Here is an 18,763-nt window from a genome sequence, read left to right as displayed (position 1 = left end):
GTCGCACCCCCGGTTTCGGCGTTCCCCTGCGTCCCCGGCGCCCCTCCTGATTGCCTGGCCCCACCGATCATCCGGGCACCCAGGAGGGACGAAGTGGCTTTAGGCACCGACGAGTTGGCGACGGAGTACGACTACGTGGTGGTGGGCGCCGGGTCCGCGGGCTGTGCCGTCGCGGCCCGGCTCGCCGAGGACCCGGACCGTACCGTGCTGCTCCTGGAGGCGGGCCCGGCGGAGCACAAGGCGGACCTGGCGACGCCGACCGCGTGGCCGTCGCTCGCGGGCTCCGAGGCCGACCACGGCTACACGACCGTGCCGCAGCCGGGCGTGGGCGGCGTCCCGCTGCCGTGCCCGCGTGGGCGTGCCCTGGGCGGGTCGAGCGCCGTCAACGGCATGGTGTTCCTGCGCGGGCACCGCGCCGACTACGACCACTGGGCCGCGGCGGGCTGCGCCGGGTGGGGCTTCGACGACCTGCTGCCGTACTTCAGGCGGATGGAGTCGGTGCCGGGCGGCGACCCCGCGTGGCGCGGCCGCACGGGCCCGCTGCGGGTCGCCCCCGCCGGGCCCGAGGCCGTGAACCCGCTGTCCCAGGTGTTCGTGGAGGCGGCGGTCGCGGCGGGCCACCCGTACAGCGGCGACCTCAACGGCGCCGTCCAGGAGGGCGCGGGCCTGGTGGACCTGACCATCGCGGACGGGGTCCGGCAGAGCGCGGCCGACGCCTATCTGCGGCCGCTCGACGGCACCCGGCCGCACCTCACGGTCGCGCCGGACGCCCGCGCGCGCCGCCTGCTCCTGGACGGCGACCGGTGCGCGGGCGTGGAGTTCACGCGCGGGGGCTCGCGGGTCACGGCGTATGCCCGCGCCGAGGTGATCGTGTGCGCCGGGGCGGTGGACTCGCCCCGGCTGCTGCTGCTCTCCGGCATCGGCCCCGCGGACGAGCTGCGCACCGCCGGTGTGGACGTACGGCACGACCTGCCCGGCGTGGGGCGCGGGCTGCAGGACCACCCGCTGTGCGGCGTGGTGTTCGAGGCGGACCGGCCGATCCCTGCGGGGCGGCTGAACCTGTCGGAGGCGGCGCTGCACTGGCGCAGTGACGCGTCCCTGCCGGGGCCGGACATGCAGCTGCTGTTCATCCACGTCCCGTACCACCCGCCGACGGTCGCGGCGCCGGAGAACTGCTTCACCCTGGGCGTGGCCGCGGTGCCGCGCGCCCGCGGCTCGGTGCGCATCGCGGACGCCGACCCGGACGTGCCGCCGCTGATCGACCCGGGCTACCTGCGCGACGAGGACGACGTACGCCGCATGCTGCTCGGCGTCGAGGTGGCGCGGGAGGTGGTAGCGGCGGGGCCGTTCGCCGCGTGGGGGCCGCGGGAGGTGCTGCCGGGCGAGGCGCGGGCGCGGGCGTTCCTGACGGCGGCGACGGGGCCCTACTTCCACCTGGCGGGCAGTTGCGCGATGGGCACGGGCGCGGAGGCGGTGGTGGACCCGCGGCTGCGGGTGCGCGGCCTGCGGGGGCTGCGGGTGGCGGACGCGTCGGTGATGCCGCGGATCGTGTCGGTGAACACGGCGGCGACCGCGACGGTGATCGGCGAGAAGGCGGCGGACCTGGTGCGGGCCGGGGCCCAGGACGGCGTGGACGCGGCCGGGGCCCGGTAGCGCGCGGACGCGGCCGGGGCTCAGGACCGGGTGGAGGCGGCGGGGTCCACCGTCGCCTGGTGGACGCGCTCCAGGTGGTCCGCGGCCGTGAGCCACACCAGGAACGGGGCCCTGCGCCGCCAGCCGCACGTGCCGCAGACCAGGTGGCGCCGCACCCCCGGCTTGAGGAGGCGGACGACGTGCTCACGTCCGTGCCGGTCCCAGCGTCTGACCTCGCGCGCGGCCGTCGGTGGCATGGCCCCAGTGTGCACCGAAGCCCCCGGCTCCAGCACCGGAACCGGGGGCTTGCGGGACGACAGGCGTACGTCAGCAGCCGACGAGACGCGTGGCCAGGTAGCCCTCGATCTGGTCGAGGGAGACCCGCTCCTGCTTCATGGTGTCGCGCTCGCGCACGGTCACCGCGTTGTCCTCAAGGGTGTCGAAGTCGACGGTGACGCAGAACGGCGTGCCGATCTCGTCCTGGCGGCGGTAGCGGCGGCCGATGGCGCCCGCGTCGTCGAACTCGATGTTCCAGTTCTGCCGGAGCGCGGCGGCCAGGCCCTTGGCCTTCGGGGACAGCTCCGGGTTGCGGGACAGCGGCAGGACCGCGGCCTTCACCGGGGCGATGCGGTGGTCGAAGCGCATGACCGTGCGCTTCTCCAGCTTGCCCTTGGCGTTCGGGGCCTCGTCCTCGACGTAGGAGTCGAGCAGGAAGGCGAGCATCGTGCGGCCGACACCGGCGGCGGGCTCGATGACGTACGGCGTCCAGCGCTCGCCGGCTTCCTGGTCGAAGTACGACAGGTCCTGGCCGGAGGCCTTGGCGTGCGCGGACAGGTCGTAGTCGGTGCGGTTGGCGACGCCTTCCAGCTCGCCCCACTCGCTGCCGCCGAACTGGAAGCGGTACTCGATGTCAGCGGTGCGCTTGGAGTAGTGGGAGAGCTTCTCCTTCGGGTGCTCGTACCACCGCATGTTCTCCTCGCGCAGGCCGAGACCGGTGTACCAGTTCCAGCGCTGCTCCATCCAGTACTCCTGCCACTTCTCGTCCTCGCCCGGCTTGACGAAGAACTCCATCTCCATCTGCTCGAACTCGCGGGTGCGGAAGATGAAGTTGCCGGGCGTGATCTCGTTGCGGAAGGACTTGCCCATCTGCGCGATGCCGAACGGCGGCTTGCGGCGCGAGGTCGTCTGCACCTGGGAGAAGTTGGTGAAGATGCCCTGCGCGGTCTCGGGCCGCAGATAGGCCACCGAGCCGGAGTCCTGGGTCGGGCCGAGGTGCGTCGACAGCAGGCCGGAGAACTGCTTGGGCTCGGTGAACTGGCCCTTGGTGCCGCAGTTGGGGCAGTTGATGTCCGCGAGGCCGTTCTCGGGCGCGCGGCCCTTCTTCTCCTCGTACGACTCTTCCAGGTGGTCGGCGCGGAAGCGCTTGTGGCAGGAGGTGCACTCGGTCAGCGGGTCCGTGAAGGTGGCGATGTGACCGGAGGCCTGCCAGACCTCGGTGGCCAGGATCACGGACGAGTCGATACCGACGACGTCTTCCCGCGAGGTGACCATGTAGCGCCACCACTGGCGCTTGAGGTTCTCCTTCAGCTCGACGCCCAGCGGTCCGTAGTCCCAGGCGGCGCGCTGGCCGCCGTAGATCTCGCTGCAGGGGAAGACGAAGCCTCGGCGCTTGCTCAGGCTGACGATGGTGTCGATCTTGTCGGCGGCCACGGTGCTCTCTTCATTACGACGACGACGAAGCGGCGCCCCTGCGGGGCGGCGGCTCCAGGAGCGAATGCCTCAGGTTACCGGCGCCCGCACCCCCCGGATCAAATCGGTTAGCCCCCCGCCCGGTTCCGGGCCCGCCCGCCCACCCCACTCCTGCGGCTTCGTCCTCTTCCTGCTCTTCTCGCTCTTCCTGTGAGGGCGCGGCCCCGAACCAGCGGCAGGGCCGTTCAGGAGGGGCGGGGGGTGGGGGCGGGGGCGGTGTAGGGGAAGCCTCGTGGACAGTTTGTTGACAATCGTTTCCATAATTGTTGAAAATGACTGTCATGAACGTACGACGCCGCCTCATATCCACCTCCGCCCTCACCGCCGCGACGGCCCTCGCCCTCGTGTCCCTGTCGGCCTGCTCCTCCGACGACGCCGCGGCCACGAACAACAAGGGCAAGCTGGACGTGGTGGCGTCGTTCTATCCGATGCAGTACCTCGCCGAGCAGATCGGCGGGAAGCACGTCGAGGTCAGCACCCTCACGGAGCCCGGTCAGGAACCGCACGACCTGGAGATCAGCGCCAAGCAGCGCGCCCAGCTCGAGGAGTCCGACGCGGCCCTGTACCTGAAGGGCCTCCAGCCGAACGTGGACGAGGCCATCGGGCAGTCGGACCTCAAGACGAAGATCGACGCGGCCGGCCTCACCAGCCTGGAGAAGCACGAGGAGGAAGGCCACGGCGAGGAGGGCCACGACGAGCACGGGGACGAGAAGCACGGGGACGGCGACGAGCACGAGGGGCACGAGCACGGGCACGCGCACGAGGGCCCGGACCCGCACATCTGGCTGGATCCCGTCCGGTACGCCGAGGTCGCCGAGGGCGTCGGCAAGGCCTTCGCGAAGGCCGACCCGGACCACAAGGCCGCGTACGAGAAGAACACCGCCGCCCTGGTGAAGAAGCTCAAGGGCCTCGACGCGGAGTTCGAGAAGGGCCTGAAGGACACCAGGACCAAGGTGTTCATCACCACGCACGCGGCCTTCGGCTACCTCGCCGAGCGCTACGGCCTCACCGAGGAGTCCATCACCGGCCTGGACCCGGAGGGCGAGCCGAGCGCGAACCGCGTCAAGGCGCTGCAGAAGATGGCCGAGGCCGACGGCGTGACCACGGTGTTCCACGAGACCCTCGTCAGCGACAAGACCGCGAAGACCCTCGCGAACGACGCGAAGCTGAAGACGGACGTGCTCGACCCGGTCGAGGGCATCACCGAGAAGTCCCGGGGCGACGACTACGTCCAGGTCATGCGGTCGAACCTGAAGGCCCTGCGCACGGCGCTCGGTGCCAAGTGACCGACGCGGCAGGCACGGCGCGGCAGACCCGGCGCGGCGTGACGGACAGCGGCGCGAGGACCCCCTCCGGAAAGGGGCACGGCATGGGTGACGCCAAGAAGACCGACAGGACGACCGGCAGGACCACCGGCAGGACGGCCGGCGGGAGGAGCGCCACGGAGGCCACGGGAGAGCCCGTCATATCCCTGCGCGGGGTGACCGCCGAGCTGGGCGCCCGCCCGGTGCTGCGCGGCATCGACCTGACGGTCGGCGCGGGCGAGGTCGTCGCGCTGCTCGGCGCGAACGGCTCGGGCAAGTCCACGGCCGTCCGCTCGGTCATCGGCCAGGTGCCGGTGACCGGCGGCGAGATAGAGATCTTCGGTACGCCGCGCCGCCGCTTCCGCGACTGGGCGCGCGTCGGCTACGTCCCGCAGCGCACGACGGCGGCGGGCGGCGTGCCCGCGACGGTCACGGAGGTCGTGGCGTCGGGCCGCCTGTCGCGTACGCGCTTCGGCGTGCTGCGCAAGGCGGACCGGGAGGCCGTCCGGGACGCCCTGGAGCAGGTCGGCCTGGCGGACCGGGCCAAGGACTCGGTGAACGCGCTGTCGGGCGGCCAGCACCAGCGGGTGCTCATCGCCCGCGCCCTGGTCTCCGAGCCCGACCTGTTGATCATGGACGAGCCGATGGCGGGCGTGGACCTGGCCAGCCAGGAGGTGCTCGCCGCCACCCTGCGCGCGCAGGTGGAGCGCGGCACCTCCGTCCTGCTCGTGCTGCACGAGCTCGGCCCCCTGGAGCCGCTGATCGACCGCGCGGTCGTGCTGCGTGACGGCTGCGTGCTGCACGACGGCCCGCCGCCGAAGGCCGTGGGCCAGCACGCGCTGCCCGGCCACGACCACGTACACCCGCACGACGCCGACGCGGCCCCCGTCCGCACCGGCCTGCTGACCTGAGGGACCGGCGATGGAAATCCTGAACTACGCGTTCATGCAGCGGGCGCTGCTCGCCGCCGTCCTCGTCGGCATCACCGCGCCGGCCGTCGGCATCTACCTGGTGCAGCGCCGCCAGGCCCTCATGGGAGACGGAATCGGCCACGTGGCGATGACGGGCGTGGGCCTCGGCTTCCTGCTCTCCACGTCCCCGGTGTGGATGGCGACGGCGGTGGCGGTCGCCGGTGCCGTGATCATGGAACTGATCCGCTGGTACGGCCGCACGCGCGGCGACATCGCCCTCGCGATGCTGTTCTACGGCGGCATGGCGGGCGGCGTGATGTTCATCAACCTCGCGCCGGGCGGTTCGAACGCGAACCTCAGCTCGTACCTGTTCGGCTCGCTGTCGACGGTGTCCGAGGACGACGTGGCGGCGATCTGCCTGCTCGCCGCGTTCGTGGTCCTGGTCACGGTCGGGCTGCGCCGCCAGTTGTTCGCGGTCAGCCAGGACGAGGAGTTCGCGCGGGTCACGGGCCTGCCGGTGCGCGCCCTGAACCTCCTGACGGCGGTCACGGCGGCGATCACGGTGACCGTGGCGATGCGCGTCGTGGGCCTGCTGCTGGTGTCGGCGCTGATGGTGGTGCCGGTGGCGGCGGCGCAGCAGCTCACCCGGGGGTTCGCGGCGACGTTCGCGATCGCGGTGGCCATCGGCGTCGGCGTGACGCTCGGCGGCACCGTCACCTCGTACTACCAGGACGTGCCGCCCGGGGCGACGATCGTGCTCCTGACGATCGGGGTGTTCGTCGTGCTGACGGTCCTGGCCGCGCCGCTGGCCCGCCGCAGGGCGCGGGCGCTGGCGCGCGACGGGGCGGCGTGCACGGCGGACGTGCCGGGCGCGCGAGGCACCGCGGACGAGGTCAAGGTCTGAGGAGGCCACGGACGGGGCAGTGATCCTCCGGGCCACGATCACGCGTGGTCCGGACCACGGCGGATCACTGTCCGAGAGCGCTCTGGCCAGGCTCATGGGGCGACCTGGCACAATGGCCGGGCGAGATCCGACCTGTGACTGCTGTGCGGACGAGCGCTGAGGAGGCATCTGTGACGACGGCGGGACCGCCCGTGCGAGGCCGGGCCACCCGGCAACGAGCCGCGGTGGCGGCGGCCCTCGACGAGGTGGACGAGTTCCGCAGCGCGCAGGAGCTGCACGACATGCTCAAGCACCGCGGCGACTCCGTCGGGCTGACGACGGTCTACCGCACGCTCCAGTCCCTCGCCGACGCGGGCGAGGTCGACGTGCTGCGCACGAACGACGGCGAGGCGGTCTACCGCCGCTGCTCGACCGGTGATCACCACCACCACCTGGTCTGCCGCGTCTGCGGCAAGGCCGTGGAGGTGGAGGGCCCGGCCGTGGAGAAGTGGGCGGAGGCCATCGCGGCCGAGCACGGCTATGTGAACGTGGCGCACACCGTCGAGATCTTCGGCACCTGCGTGGACTGCGCCAAGAAGTAGTACCGGCCAGGAGCCGTACGCGTACGCGAGGGCCCGCACCCGCCGAGCCGGTGGTGCGGGCCCTCGTCGTACGCCGCGCTAGCCCTTCTTGAGCTGCTCCTCGTTCGGGATGGCGCCGCCGAAGCGGCGGTCGCGGGAGGCGTACTCCAGGCAGGCGCGCCACAGGTCGCGGCGGTCGAAGTCCGGCCACAGGACGTCCTGGAAGACCATCTCGGCGTACGCGCTCTGCCAGATCAGGTAGTTGGAGGTGCGCTGCTCGCCGCTGGGGCGCAGGAACAGGTCCACGTCCGGCATGTCCGGGTAGTACAGGTACTTGGCGAGGGTCTTCTCGGTGACCTTCGACGGGTCCAGGCGCCCGGCGCGCACGTCCTCGGCGAGGGCCTTGGCGGCGTCGGCGATCTCGGCGCGGCCGCCGTAGTTCATGCAGAAGTACAGGGTGAGCCGGTCGTTGTCCTTGGTCTGCTCCTGGGCGATCTGGAGCTCCTTGGCGACGGACTTCCACAGCTTGGGCATGCGGCCCACCCAGCGCACGCGCACGCCCAGCTCGTCGAGCTGGTCACGGGTCTTGCGGATGAAGTCCCGGTTGAAGTTCATCAGGAAGCGCACCTCGTCGGGCGAGCGCTTCCAGTTCTCGGTGGAGAAGGCGTACAGGGAGATGTTCCCGACGCCCATCTCGATGGCCCCCTGGAGGACGTCCAGGACCCGCTCGGCCCCCACCTTGTGGCCCTCGGTGCGCGGCAGGCCCCGCTCCTTGGCCCACCGGCCGTTGCCGTCCATGACGACGGCGACGTGCTGCGGCACCAGCTCGCCGGGGATCTTCGGCGGCCGCGCGCCCGACGGGTGCGGCTCGGGCGGCGTGTACTCACGGCGGGACCGTCCGAGGATTCCGCGTCGTGCCATAAGGGACTACTCCAGTTCTCAGCGATTCTTCCGCGGGCCGCGCGCCGTCGTGCCGCGCCTGTGCTGCGTCACGTCCTACTTCTCCACGTAGCGGAGCGAGCGCAGCCCGCGCTCCAAGTGCCAGTGCAGGTACGCCGATACGAGCCCGCTGCCCTCCCGCGCGTGCCGGGGCTCGCAGGCGTCGGCCGTCTGCCAGTCACCGGTGAGGAGCGCCGCGAGGTGCGTGAGGGTCTCCGCCGACGGTACGACGCTGCCCGGCACCCGGCAGTCCGCGCAAATCGAGCCGCCCGCGGCGACCGAGAAGAAGCGGTTGGGTCCCGGCATGCCGCATTTGGCGCAGGCGTCGAAGCTGGGCGCGTAGCCGTTCACGGCGAGCGAGCGCAGCAGGAAGGCGTCCAGGACGAGGTGCGGGGCGTGCTCGCCGCGGGCGAGCGTGCGCAGGCCGCCGACGAGCAGCAGGTACTGCTGCACGGCGGGCTCGCCCTCGTGGTCGGTGAACCGTTCCGCCGTCTCCAGCATCGCCGTCCCGGCGGTGTACCGGGCGTAGTCGGTCACGATGCCGCCACCGTACGGAGCGATGGTCTCGCTCTGCGTGCACAGCGGCAGCCCCCGCCCGATCAGCTCGGAGCCCCGCGCGAAGAACTGCACGTCCACGTGCGAGAACGGCTCCAGCCTGGCCCCGAACTTCGACTTGGTCCTGCGCACCCCGCGGGCGACGGCCCGCACCCGCCCGTGCCCGCGCGTGAGCAGCGTGATGATGCGGTCCGCCTCCCCCAGCTTCTGGGTGCGCAGCACGACACCGTCGTCACGGAACAGGCTCATGGACCCATTGTCCCGTACGGAATTCTGGCCGGGGGCCTTGGGGCGGGTGAGGCCGGGGCCGCCCGGGGTGGCGCCCCGGGGCCCGCCCCGGTCCCGCCCGGGGCGGGGCGGTGGGCGGCCCGGGGGGTGCGGCCCGGACCCTGCGCGGGATCACGGGCGGGCCCCTCCCCCGCCGCGAGCCGGTAGCGCACGAGCGCCGCCCGCATCCGCACCGGAGGCCCTGCGATCCCGCTCCCCGACGGCCCGCTGATCCCGATGCCCGAGCCGGTCCCCACCGCGTCGCGCGCGGCGGTGGCCGAGATCGCCCCCGGCCGCCGCCCGCCGTACCCCCCGGCTGAGCCCCGCAGTCAAGGCACCTCCCCCCTGCTGCGCGCGTTCGCGTACGCCGTCGCCGCGCGCAGCCGCTCCGCCGTCGTCGCCGTACGCAGCACCTCGGGCGCGCAGTCCCACTCCCGGCCGCCCCCGTACGGCCGGAGCTGCACGTACGGGCCCTCGTGGCCCATCACCTTGCCCACCCGGCCGGTCCGGGTGTCCACCGCGTACGTCCCGATGGGGAGCCTCATGGGTGCGCCCCCTCACCCGGCAGACAGGCGGCGAGCCGCGCCGCGGCCTCCACGGAGCAGCGCCCCAGGTCCACCAGCGGGCACGGCGCCTGCCGCGCCACGGTCACCGGGTCCACCCGTAGGGACGGCAGCGAGATCCCCGCCCTCCGCAAGGCCGCACGCAATTCCTTCACCGTGTCCTCCGCCTCTTGCACACATGCCGCCGAGTGCGTCTCGCCGGCGGCCTTTTTCGCCGTCACGTGACTCCCCTTCACCGTCGAATTTCACGCTTCGTATCCTTACGGTGACGCAACGCGTCTACAGTTGGCAGGAGTCTGTGCTCTACAACCGCGGGGCAGAGGAGGGGAGTTATCCATGGCCAAAGGTGCCCATGGGTCGCGCCAGGCAGCCTGGGAGTTCTTCGGCGCGGAGTTAAAGCGACGGCGCGAGAACGCGGGCCTCACCCAAGTGGAGCTGGGGGCCCGCGTTTTTGTCTCCGGCGGCTACATCGGCCAATTCGAACAGGCGATTCGCAAGCCGCAGTTGGACGTGGCCCAGCGGATCGACGAAGTCCTGCAAACCGAGGGCTTTTTCGAACGACTGTGGCTCAAACTGATCAAGGACTCCCCCTTCGCGGCGTGGTTCCAGGCCGTGGTGGAACTGGAGCGCCTGGCGACGAGGATCAGCGAGTTCGCCCCGACGATCGTCCCGGGGCTGCTCCAGACGCCCGAGTACGCTCGGGCGATGATGTGGGCGGGCAACCCGTTCGCCACCGAGGAGTACGTCGAGGACAAGGTGCGAGCCCGGCTGGACAGGGGCCGAATCCTCAAGGACGCCACCAGGCCCGTGTACTGGGCGATTCTGCAGGAGTCCGTACTACGTGCTCCCGTGGGCGGTGCGGCCGCCATGGCCAAGCAGCTCCAACACATCGCGACGCTCGTGCGTGAGCGAAAGGTCCAGGTGCAAGTCCTGCCGTTCGCGTCCGGAGCAGTGTCCGCCATGGGTCACATGATGAAGCTCATGGAGTTCGACGACGCCCCGCCAACTGTCTATACAGAGAGCCAGCTTTCAGGGACTTTGCTGGACGAACCGTCAGTGGTGAAGCGCGTTACGACGACCTACGATCTCCTGAGGGCCGCCGCGTTGTCGCCGGAGGCGTCCCTGCCTCTCATCGAGTCGGCGGCTGAGGACTTCAGACGATGCGCGAGTTCGACCTAAGCACTGCTCGCTGGCGCAAAAGCACGTACAGCGACGCGCACGGCGGCGACTGCGTCGAGGTCGCGGACGGTGGCGACGGTGTCGTTCCCGTCCGGGACAGCAAGGATCCCCACGGGCCCGCCGTGGTCATAGGCGCGGCGGCGTGGCGGGCGTTCGTCGCCGGGGTGGCTCGCTGACGTACCGCCCCGGTGCCACGCCCACCACGCGGTGGCGTCCCTCAGGATGCCGCCCGGCAAAAGCCCCACCCACGAAGCCGGCTGGTCATGGGTGGGTGGGCGGGAAAGCACCCGCCGCGGTAGCGGCGGGCACCCGAACGCCCAGCGGCAGCGCTCCCGCCGGGGTGGCCATGGGCGGGCGGGTGGGAAAGGCCCGCCCGAACCAGGCCTCAGCCGCAGGCCCCCCTCACCCGCCGGAGGCCATCCGCCGCAGCTTCGGGGCGGTATCCCGCGGCGCGGCAGCCACCGTGCGGGCCAGCCCCGCGATGCCCTCCGCCTCGAAGACGGCGCGGAGCGGCACCCGTACCCCCATCTCGTTGCTGATGCGGCTGGTGAGCCGCGTCGCGAGCAGCGAGTCGCCGCCCAGCTCGAAGAAGTCGTCGCTCATGCCGACCCGCTCGACGGAGAGCACCTGCGCGACCAGCTCGCAGAGCTGCCGCTCCTGCGGGGTGGCGGGCGGGACGTAGTCGGCCGCGGCGGACTCGGGGGCGGGCAGGGCGCCCAGGTCGGTCTTGCCGTTGGCGTTCAGCGGCAGCGCGTCGAGGAGGACGAAGGCCGCCGGGACCATGAAGTCGGGCAGGGCCTCCGCGGCGAAGGCGCGCAGCGCCGCCACCGTCAGGGCCGGGCCGGGGCCCCCGGGCCGTACCGGGACGACGTACGCCACGAGCTGCTTGCCCCGCCCGGAGGGCGCCTCGCGCGGCACGACCAAGGCCTGCGCCACGCCCTCGTGGCGCACCAGGGCGGCCTGCACCTCGCCGGGCTCGATGCGGTACCCGCGGAGCTTGACCTGGTCGTCGACGCGGCCCCGGAAGTGCAGGAGGCCCTCGCGGGTCCAGGCGGCCACGTCGCCGGTGCGGTACATGCGGGTGCCGGGCGGGCCGAACGGGTCGGCGACGAACCGCTCGGCGGTCAGGGCGTGGCGGCCCCGGTAGCCGCGGGCCAGGCGCTCCCCGGCGGCGTACAGCTCCCCCGGCGTCCCTGGCGGGACCGGCCGCAGCGCCGCGTCGAGGACGTACAGCCGGGTGTTGTCCAGGGGGCGGCCGATGGCCACCACGGGCCCGATGTCCTCGGGGCCCGCCATGACGTGGACGGAGACGGCCATGGTGGCCTCGGTGGGGCCGAAGGCGTTGACGAACCTGATGCCGGGGCAGGTGGCGAGGAGCCGCTCCACCGTGGACGGGGGCACCACGTCCCCGCCCGCCCACACCTCGCGGACCCCGGTGAACGCCTCGGGCTGCTCCTCGGCGACCACCCGGAACAGGCCCGAGGAGAACATCACCCCGGTCAGCTCGTGCTCCGCGGTCAGCCGGGAGAGCGTGGCGACGTCGAGGCGGCCGGGCGGGACGACGACGATCGCGCCGCCGTTGAGGAGGGGCACCCACAGTTCGTAGGTGGAGGCGTCGAAGGACTGCGCGCAGTGCAGCGGGACCCGCCGGTACACCTCGGGGTCCTGGCGGCGGTCCGTGGCGAGCCCGGTCACGCCGCGGTGGGTGACGCCGACCCCCTTGGGCGTGCCGGTGGAGCCGGAGGTGTACATCAGGTAGGCGAGCTGGTCCGGGTGGCCCCGCCAGGACGGGGGCGGCTCCTGGTCCGGGGCGGCCGCGAGGGCGGCCCGGGTCGCCGGGTCGTCCAGGACGAGGCGGGGGCAGTCGGCCGCGGGCAGGGCGGCGGCCGTCCCCGCGTCGGTCACCAGGGCGGCGGGCGCGGCGTCGCGCAGCATGAACTCCAGGCGTGCCGCCGGGTACGCGGAGTCGAGCGGCAGGTAGGCGCCGCCCGCCTTGAGGACCGCGAGGACGGTGACGACGTACGCGGCGGAGCGGGGCAGGGCCACGGCGACGACCGCGTCCCGGCCCACGCCGCGCTCGCGCAGGAGGTGGGCGAGCCGGTTGGTGCGGCGGTCGAGCTGCCCGTAGGTCAGGGTGGTGCCGTCGGTGTCCGTGAGCGCCGGGGCGTCGGGGGTGTCGGCGGCGTGCCGGGCGAAGAGTTCGGTGACGGTCGTGGCGGGGCGCTCGCGGACGGTGGCGTTGAACTCCTCCAGGACGCGGGTGCGTTCGGCGGCGTCGAGCACCCCGACCTCGCTCACCCGGGCGTCGGGGCTCTCGGCGAGGTGCCCGAGGACGTGCGCGAGCCGGGCGGCGAGCTCGTCGGCCGCGGCCTGGTCGAGGACGTGGCGCTGGTAGTGGACGGCCAGCCGCAGGTGCGGGCCGTCCGGGTAGACGAACAGGGTCACCGGATAGTGGCTGGCGGTGAACGAGCGCAGCCCGGTGACCGTGAACCCGGCCGCGGCGCTGGCCTCCGCGACGGCCGCGCGGTCCAGCGGGAAGGACTCGAAGCCGATGGCCGTGTCGAACAGCGTCGGCAGCCCGGCGGCGCGCTGGATGTCGGCGAGGCTGTGGTGATGGTGGTCGAGCAGCGCCGCCTGCCGTTCCTGGAGGCGGGTGAGGACCTGGGCGAGGGTGTCGCCGGGTGCGTAGCGGACGCGTACCGGCGGGGAGTTGAGGAACATCCCGACGATCGACTCGACGCCCGCGAGGGCCGGCGGCCGCCCCGATGAGGGGGCCGCGAACAGGACGTCGTGGCGTCCCGTCAGGCTGCCGAGGAGGATGCCCCAGGCGCCCTGCACCAGTGTGTTGAGGGTGACGCCCAGCTCGGTGGCGCGGCGGGTGAGCTCCCGGGCGCGCGCGGCGGGCAGGGGGACGTCGGCCAGGCCGATGCCGGTGCTGTCGGCGTCGGACCCGGCCTCGGGGAACAGCAGCGTGGGCTCCTCCACCCCCGCCAGCTCCTCCCGCCACACCCGGGCCGCCTCCCCCGCGTCCTGCCGGGCGAGCCAGGCCAGGTAGTCGCGGTAGCCGCGGGCCCGGGGCAGCGCGGAGGCGTCGCCGCCGGCGGCGTACAGGCGCAGCAGGTCCTGGACCAGCAGCGGCAGGGACCAGCCGTCGAGCAGGACGTGGTGGGCCGTCAGGACCAGCTCGTGCCGGTCGGGGGCGAGGGTGAGCAGGGCCGTGCGCAGCAGGGGCGGCTCGGCCGGGTCGAAGAGCACGGTGAGGTCGTGCGCCAGGAACTCCTCCACCGCGGCGTCGCGCTCCGCCTCGCCGAGCGCGCCGAGGTCCCGCCGCGTCCACGGCAGGGCGCAGTCCACGACGAGCTGGACCAGGTCGCCGCCGGGGCCGGGGACGAACCCGGCGCGCAGAGCGGGGTGGCGGTCCAGGAGGGCCTGGGCGGCGGCGCGCAGCCGGTCGGCGTCCACCGGGCCGGTGAGGTGCAGCGTGTACTGGCACAGGTAGGCGTCGAAGCCGGCCCCGGCCTCGTACGCCATCGTGGAGTGGAAGAGCAGGCCCGCCTGGAGGGGGGAGACCGGCCAGACGTCGGTCAGGCCCGGGTGGTGCTCCCGCCAGGCGTCGAGGTCGTCCTGGCCGACCGCGACCAGCGGCACGTCGGACGGGGTCGGGCCGCCCGCGCCGGGCCGCTCGGCGTGCCGGGCCAGGCCTTCCAGCGCCCGGCACCACAGGTCGGCCAACTCCTGCACCGCGGCGGCCGGAAGGACGCCCTCCGGCGCGGTGAACAGGGCGCCGAGGCGGGGGCCCTCGGGGGTGTCGGTGACGTGGGCGTTGATGTCCAGCTCGGCGGGGGCCGGCATGCGCGGGTCCTGCCCGGCGTCCAGCTCGGCCAGCTCCGCCACGCCGGGGTCCTGGGTGAAGCCGAGGCCGCGCAGCTCGGGGGGCATGTCGGCGCCCGCGGAGAACCGGCCCAGGTAGTTGAAGCCGATCTGCCCGACGGGGTGCGGTGCCAGGACGGCGGCCGTCTCGGGGTTGAGGTGGCGCAGCAGGCCGTAGCCGATGCCCTTGTCGGGCAGGGCGAGGAGCTGCTCCTTGACGGCCTTGACGAGGGCCCCGGCGGCGGGGCCGCCCGCGAAGGCGTCGTCGAGGTCGGCCCCCGACACGTCCAGGCGGACCGGGAAGACGCTGGTGAACCAGCCGACGGTGCGGGACAGGTCCGCGCCGGGGGCGGCCGCCTCCTCGCGGCCGTGGCCCTCCAGGCGGATCAGCGCGGACGGCTCGCTCACGCCGCGCGCCGCGCGCCACTTGGCCACCGCCATCGCGAGGGCGGTGAGGAGGCCGTCGTTGACGCCGCCGCGGAACGCCGCGGGCAGTCGCGTCAGGAGGGTCTCGGTGACCCGGGCCGGGAGCTGGACGCGGACGCGGGACAGGGTGGAGACGACGTCCACCGCCGGGTCCAGGCGGCGCGCGCCGATGACCGGGTCGGGGCCCGTCACGACGGAGCGCCACAGCTCCAGTTCCGCGGTCCGCCCGGGGCGGTGCGCCTCCGCCACCAGGGCGTGGGCCCAGCGGCGCACGGAGGTGCCGACCGGCGGCAGGTCGGGGGCCTCGCCCGCCCGGACGCGCTGCCAGGCGCGGGCCAGGTCCGGCATGAGGATCCGCCAGGAGACGCCGTCGACGACGACGTGGTGCAGGACGGCGAGGAGCCGCCCGGCGCGGCCCTCGCCCGCGTCGAACCAGACGAACTGCGCCATCACGCCGCCCGCGGGGTCCAGGCGGGCGGTGGCGGCGTCCAGTTCGGCGAGGAGCAGGTCGCGCCAGGCGTCGGCGGGGTGGCCGGCGGGAGCGGCGGCGGGCTCATCGGGGTGACCGTCGGCGGGGGCCTGGGCGGGAGCGGCAGCGGGTTCCCCGGCGCGACCGGCGGTGAGATCGGCGGGAGCGGCAGCGGGTCCGTCCGTCGTCCCGGCCTCCCAGGGGCCGTCGTACGCGACCCGGCGTAACAGCGCGTCCGCGTCCACCGTCCCGGCGGGCGCGACGACCAGGCCGTCGGTGTCCGCCCCGGCGCCCGCCGGGACCAGGCGGGCGCGCAGCAGGTCGTGGTGGTCGACGACCGCGCCGAGCGTCGCCGCGAGCCCCGCGCGGTCGATGCCCTCGGGCAGCTCCAGGACCATGGCCTGGGAGAACCGGTCGAAGCCGGGGCCCCAGCCGCGCACCCAGCGGGTGACGGGCAGGTGCGGCAGGAAGCCGGTGCCGCCGCCGTCCAGCTCCTCCAGGACGGGGGCGGTGCCGTCCCCGGCCGTGGTCGCGGCCTGGGCCAGGGCGGCGACGGTGCGGTGTGCGAACACGTCGCGGGCGCTGACCGCGAGGCCCCGGGCGCGGGCGCGGGTGGCGACCTGGATGGACTGGATGCTGTCGCCGCCGATGGCGAAGAAGTCGTCGTCGACGCCGACCCGCTCGGTGCCGAGGACCTCGGCGAAGAGCGCGGCCAGGCACTCCTCGCGGGCGTCGCGCGGGGCCCGGTAGTCCGCCCCGTGGAACTCCGGGTCGGGCAGGGCCGCCCGGTCCACCTTGCCGGTCGCCGTCAGCGGCAGCTCGTCGAGCGCCACGAACGCGGCCGGGATCATGTACGGGGGCAGCCGCTGCGCGAGGTGGGCCCGCAGCTCGCCGGGGGCGACGCCGGAGTCGAGGGTGAAGTGGCCGGTGCCGCCGCCCCGCCGGGCGGCGAACGTCTCGTCCCTGGCCCGCACGGTGTACGCCACCAGCTGCCGGCCGCGGCCGCCGGGCAGGTCGCGCGGGACGACCACCGCGTGGGCCACCTGGCGGTGCGCCTCCAGGGCGTCCTCGATCTCGCCGGGCTCGACGCGGAAGCCGCGGATCTTCACCTGGTCGTCGGCGCGCTCGCGGAACTCCAGGTGGCCGTCGGCGTTCCAGGCCACGATGTCGCCGGTGCGGTACATGCGCGTGCCCGCGCCGTCGAAGGGGCAGGCCACGAACCGCTCGGCGGTCAGGCCGCGGCGGCCCAGGTAGCCGCGGGTCAGGCCCGGCCCGGCCGCGTACAGCTCGCCGGGGGTGCCCGGCGCGACCGGGCGCAGCCCGGCGTCGAGGACGTACAGCCGGGTGCCGTCGCGGGGCGAGCCGATCGGCACGGGCCCGGTCACCTCGTCGGCCGAGGCGACGGCGTGGCAGCTCACGAAGCAGGTGGCCTCGGTGGGTCCGTACGCGTCGTACACCGTCACCCCGGGGCAGGCGCGCAGGACCCGGCGTACCGCCTCCGGGGACACGACGTCGCCGCCGAGCCACACCTCCCGCAGTCCGGTGAAGGCGTCCGGCCGCTCGTCGGCCACCACACGGAACACGCCCGCGGACAGGAAGACGCCGGTGAGCCCGTGCCGGGAGACGAGCTTGGCCGTCTCCTCCGCGTCCGGGACGCCGGGCGGGGCCACCACGACGGTGCCGCCGCGCAGCAGCGTCGGCCACAGCTCGAAGGTGGAGCCGTCGAAGGCCGGCGGGGCCTGGAGCAGGAACGCGGTGCGCGCGTCGCCCGCCAGCCGGTGGTCGGCGGCCATCGCGAGGACGTCCTCGTGGGTGACGGCCACGCCCTTGGGGGTGCCGGTGGAGCCGGAGGTGTAGATGACGTGGCAGAGCCGTCCGGGCCGGTCGTCCGCTCCCGGCGGCGGTCCCGGCGGGGCGGACGCCAGCGCCGCGGCGGTGTCCGGGGCGTCCAGGAGGAGGCGCGGGTGGTCGCTGTCCGGCAGCTCCGCGGCGGTGGCCGTGTCGGTCACCACGACGGCGGGCGCGGCGTCCCGCAGCATGAACGCGAGCCGCCGCGCGGGGTATCCGGGGTCGAGCGGCAGGTAGGCGCCGCCCGCCTTGAGCACCGCGAGGACCGTCACGACGTACGGCACCGAGCGGTCGAGTGCCACCGCGACGACCGACTCCTCGGTCACCCCCCGCGCACGCAGCACCCGTGCCAGCCGGTCGGCCCGCTCGTCGAGCCGGCCGTACGTCAGCTCCTCGTCGCCGCCGACGACGGCGACGGCCCGGGGGCGGGCGGCCGCCCGGGCAGCGAAGGCCGCGGCGACGGTCACCCCCGCGGCCTCCGTGCCGTCGGTGGGCGTCGCATGAAGGTGGGTCACAGAAAACTCCCTGGATCAGAAGTCCGTCATCGGTACCGAACGGGGGACAGCCCGGCTCGGACCGGGTGAAGGGCAGGCGGGACCGGCGCGCGGGGGTGTCCCGTGCGTACGGCGGTCCCGGTACGGAAGGGCGCGGCGGCCGCGCCGGGCCGGTCACCGGTGCCGAGGGCGCCGCGAACGCGGCGCCACGACCGGGCGGGAAAGCAACGGAAACAAGGGAAGCGAGGGAAATCAAGCGGAACCGGAGAACAGGGCAGGCAAGGACGGCAGGGAAAACAAGGGGAGCCGGTCGGAGTATGTCCCGGCGCCTTGTCGCGACACTTCCCTGGGGTGTTCCGGCAGTTCCCGGCAGGCGGGAACACATTGTCCCGAGGGGCGGGAACGCGGGGTTCCTGTCATTCCTCCGTCCGTGTCGCCGGGCCCCGTTCCCTTTACGCGACCTTAACGCTGCCCCGCAGCCCGGGAAAAGAACCGGCGACGCTCACCCGCGGGGCCGCAGCGCCCTTCCTGACGATCACAACTTCCTTCCGGCACACGGCATTTGGCCTGTCCCGGTACCGGGAGCGCGGCGGCTTCCCGAGCCCTTTTCCCGTCCGCCCGCGCAAGGTGTCTGGTCGACAAGACAGCCGGGCCGCGTTCGGCATATCCCCCCGTGCGTGGAGGTTCCGCGCGCGGCGCCCGCGGAATGCCGCGCACCGGTGCGGACAACGTCTGCCGGAGCGCGGCGGCGGGGGTTCGACGCCCGTACCGGCGCCCGGGTTGAGCCGAACTCACGGCAATTTTCTCCGAGGGGGAAATGAGGGGCGGGATCACGCCACCGCCGTCCGCCGTCCGCCGTCCGCATTCCCCGCGGTGGCGCCCGCCGGAACGGGCCGCTCCGGCACGTCCGCCTCCGCCAGACGGCCCATGGGCGCGTCCGGGCAGGTGACGTCGTACGGCCCGGGCACCCGGTCGGGGCCGCTCCCGGGCAGGGATCACCAGCGTGAGAAGACCGACCCGCGCCCGGTGGTCCGGCCCGACGTGCCCGGCCCGCGCGCCCGGGCCCGCCGCGCCCGGGCCCGCCCCCCCCCCC

Annotated in this window: 14 protein-coding genes; 7 read left to right on the top strand and 7 right to left on the bottom strand. The window is 73.9% G+C overall.

Going from position 1 to position 18,763, the window contains the following annotated elements; translation table 11 throughout:
- Positions 1-93: 93 nt before the first annotated feature.
- Complete coding sequence (locus QK440_RS28950; RefSeq protein ID WP_282796176.1) at positions 94-1,653, top strand: GMC family oxidoreductase N-terminal domain-containing protein; 1,560 nt, start codon at positions 94-96, stop codon at positions 1,651-1,653.
- 20 nt (positions 1,654-1,673) lie between these two features.
- Here QK440_RS28950 and QK440_RS28945 read toward each other — a convergent pair whose 3' ends face one another.
- Together QK440_RS28945 and QK440_RS28940 are read right to left on the bottom strand one after the other, a co-directional pair.
- Positions 1,674-1,889 (bottom strand): hypothetical protein, encoded by a 216-nt coding sequence (locus tag QK440_RS28945; RefSeq protein ID WP_282796175.1) that lies wholly within the window; start codon positions 1,887-1,889, stop codon positions 1,674-1,676.
- Between the two features lie 70 nt (positions 1,890-1,959).
- Positions 1,960-3,342 carry a glycine--tRNA ligase gene (locus tag QK440_RS28940; protein ID WP_282796174.1) on the bottom strand — a complete coding sequence of 461 codons (1,383 nt, stop codon included), beginning with the start codon at positions 3,340-3,342 and terminating at the stop codon, positions 1,960-1,962.
- 320 nt (positions 3,343-3,662) lie between these two features.
- Here QK440_RS28940 and QK440_RS28935 point away from each other — a divergent pair, with 320 nt between their 5' ends.
- The 4 genes from QK440_RS28935 to QK440_RS28920 all read left to right on the top strand — a co-directional run bounded on the left by QK440_RS28935 (position 3,663) and on the right by QK440_RS28920 (position 7,081).
- Positions 3,663-4,667, top strand: a complete 1,005-nt coding sequence (locus QK440_RS28935) for a metal ABC transporter substrate-binding protein (protein ID WP_282796173.1) — start codon at positions 3,663-3,665, stop codon at positions 4,665-4,667.
- Positions 4,668-4,750: 83 nt separating this feature from the next.
- Positions 4,751-5,596 carry a metal ABC transporter ATP-binding protein gene (locus QK440_RS28930; RefSeq protein WP_282796172.1) on the top strand — a complete coding sequence of 282 codons (846 nt, stop codon included), beginning with the start codon at positions 4,751-4,753 and terminating at the stop codon, positions 5,594-5,596.
- Between the two features lie 10 nt (positions 5,597-5,606).
- Positions 5,607-6,500, top strand: a complete 894-nt coding sequence (locus QK440_RS28925; protein WP_282796171.1) for a metal ABC transporter permease — start codon at positions 5,607-5,609, stop codon at positions 6,498-6,500.
- Between the two features lie 170 nt (positions 6,501-6,670).
- Complete coding sequence (locus QK440_RS28920) at positions 6,671-7,081, top strand: transcriptional repressor (protein ID WP_190139317.1); 411 nt, start codon at positions 6,671-6,673, stop codon at positions 7,079-7,081.
- Between the two features lie 78 nt (positions 7,082-7,159).
- Here the strand turns inward: QK440_RS28920 and QK440_RS28915 are convergent, their stop codons facing one another.
- The 4 genes from QK440_RS28915 to QK440_RS28900 form a co-directional block, all read right to left on the bottom strand.
- Complete coding sequence (locus QK440_RS28915; protein ID WP_282796170.1) at positions 7,160-7,981, bottom strand: isoprenyl transferase; 822 nt, start codon at positions 7,979-7,981, stop codon at positions 7,160-7,162.
- A 75-nt stretch (positions 7,982-8,056) separates the two neighbouring features.
- Positions 8,057-8,803, bottom strand: a complete 747-nt coding sequence (gene recO, locus QK440_RS28910; protein WP_282796169.1) for a DNA repair protein RecO — start codon at positions 8,801-8,803, stop codon at positions 8,057-8,059.
- Positions 8,804-9,150: 347 nt separating this feature from the next.
- A complete protein-coding gene (locus QK440_RS28905) occupies positions 9,151-9,366 on the bottom strand; it encodes a hypothetical protein (protein ID WP_190139321.1) in 216 nt (71 codons plus the stop codon).
- The gene (locus tag QK440_RS28900; protein WP_282796168.1) at positions 9,363-9,605 is read right to left on the bottom strand and encodes a hypothetical protein; all 243 of its coding nucleotides are present in this window, start codon (positions 9,603-9,605) and stop codon (positions 9,363-9,365) included. The genes QK440_RS28905 and QK440_RS28900 overlap by 4 nt, the downstream gene beginning before the upstream one ends.
- A 115-nt stretch (positions 9,606-9,720) precedes the next feature.
- Between QK440_RS28900 and QK440_RS28895 the strand changes: the two genes are divergently transcribed.
- Entirely contained in the window at positions 9,721-10,563 is an 843-nt protein-coding gene (locus QK440_RS28895; RefSeq protein WP_282796167.1) for a helix-turn-helix transcriptional regulator, read from the top strand.
- Positions 10,545-10,739: a DUF397 domain-containing protein gene (locus QK440_RS28890; protein ID WP_282796166.1), complete on the top strand. Its 195-nt coding sequence runs from the start codon at positions 10,545-10,547 to the stop codon at positions 10,737-10,739. Before QK440_RS28895 ends, QK440_RS28890 begins: the two co-directional genes overlap by 19 nt.
- Positions 10,740-10,965: 226 nt before the next feature.
- Here QK440_RS28890 and QK440_RS28885 read toward each other — a convergent pair whose 3' ends face one another.
- Positions 10,966-17,691: a non-ribosomal peptide synthetase gene (locus QK440_RS28885; protein ID WP_282796165.1), complete on the bottom strand. Its 6,726-nt coding sequence runs from the start codon at positions 17,689-17,691 to the stop codon at positions 10,966-10,968.
- Between the last annotated feature and the right edge of the window lie 1,072 nt (positions 17,692-18,763).

The organism is Streptomyces sp. CC224B (assembly GCF_030010595.1).
Taxonomy (GTDB): Bacteria; Actinomycetota; Actinomycetes; order Streptomycetales; family Streptomycetaceae; genus Streptomyces; species Streptomyces longispororuber.
This window is presented reverse-complemented; position numbering and strand designations above follow the sequence as displayed.

Coding starts and splice junctions, on each gene's coding strand:
- QK440_RS28930 (WP_282796172.1), top strand. CDS start 4,751: ATGGGTGACGCCAAGAAGACCGACAGGACGACCGGCAGGACCACCGGC.
- QK440_RS28895 (WP_282796167.1), top strand. CDS start 9,721: ATGGCCAAAGGTGCCCATGGGTCGCGCCAGGCAGCCTGGGAGTTCTTC.
- QK440_RS28905 (WP_190139321.1), bottom strand. CDS start 9,366: ATGAGGCTCCCCATCGGGACGTACGCGGTGGACACCCGGACCGGCCGG.
- QK440_RS28915 (WP_282796170.1), bottom strand. CDS start 7,981: ATGGCACGACGCGGAATCCTCGGACGGTCCCGCCGTGAGTACACGCCG.
- QK440_RS28935 (WP_282796173.1), top strand. CDS start 3,663: ATGAACGTACGACGCCGCCTCATATCCACCTCCGCCCTCACCGCCGCG.
- QK440_RS28890 (WP_282796166.1), top strand. CDS start 10,545: ATGCGCGAGTTCGACCTAAGCACTGCTCGCTGGCGCAAAAGCACGTAC.
- recO (WP_282796169.1), bottom strand. CDS start 8,803: ATGAGCCTGTTCCGTGACGACGGTGTCGTGCTGCGCACCCAGAAGCTG.
- QK440_RS28945 (WP_282796175.1), bottom strand. CDS start 1,889: ATGCCACCGACGGCCGCGCGCGAGGTCAGACGCTGGGACCGGCACGGA.
- QK440_RS28925 (WP_282796171.1), top strand. CDS start 5,607: ATGGAAATCCTGAACTACGCGTTCATGCAGCGGGCGCTGCTCGCCGCC.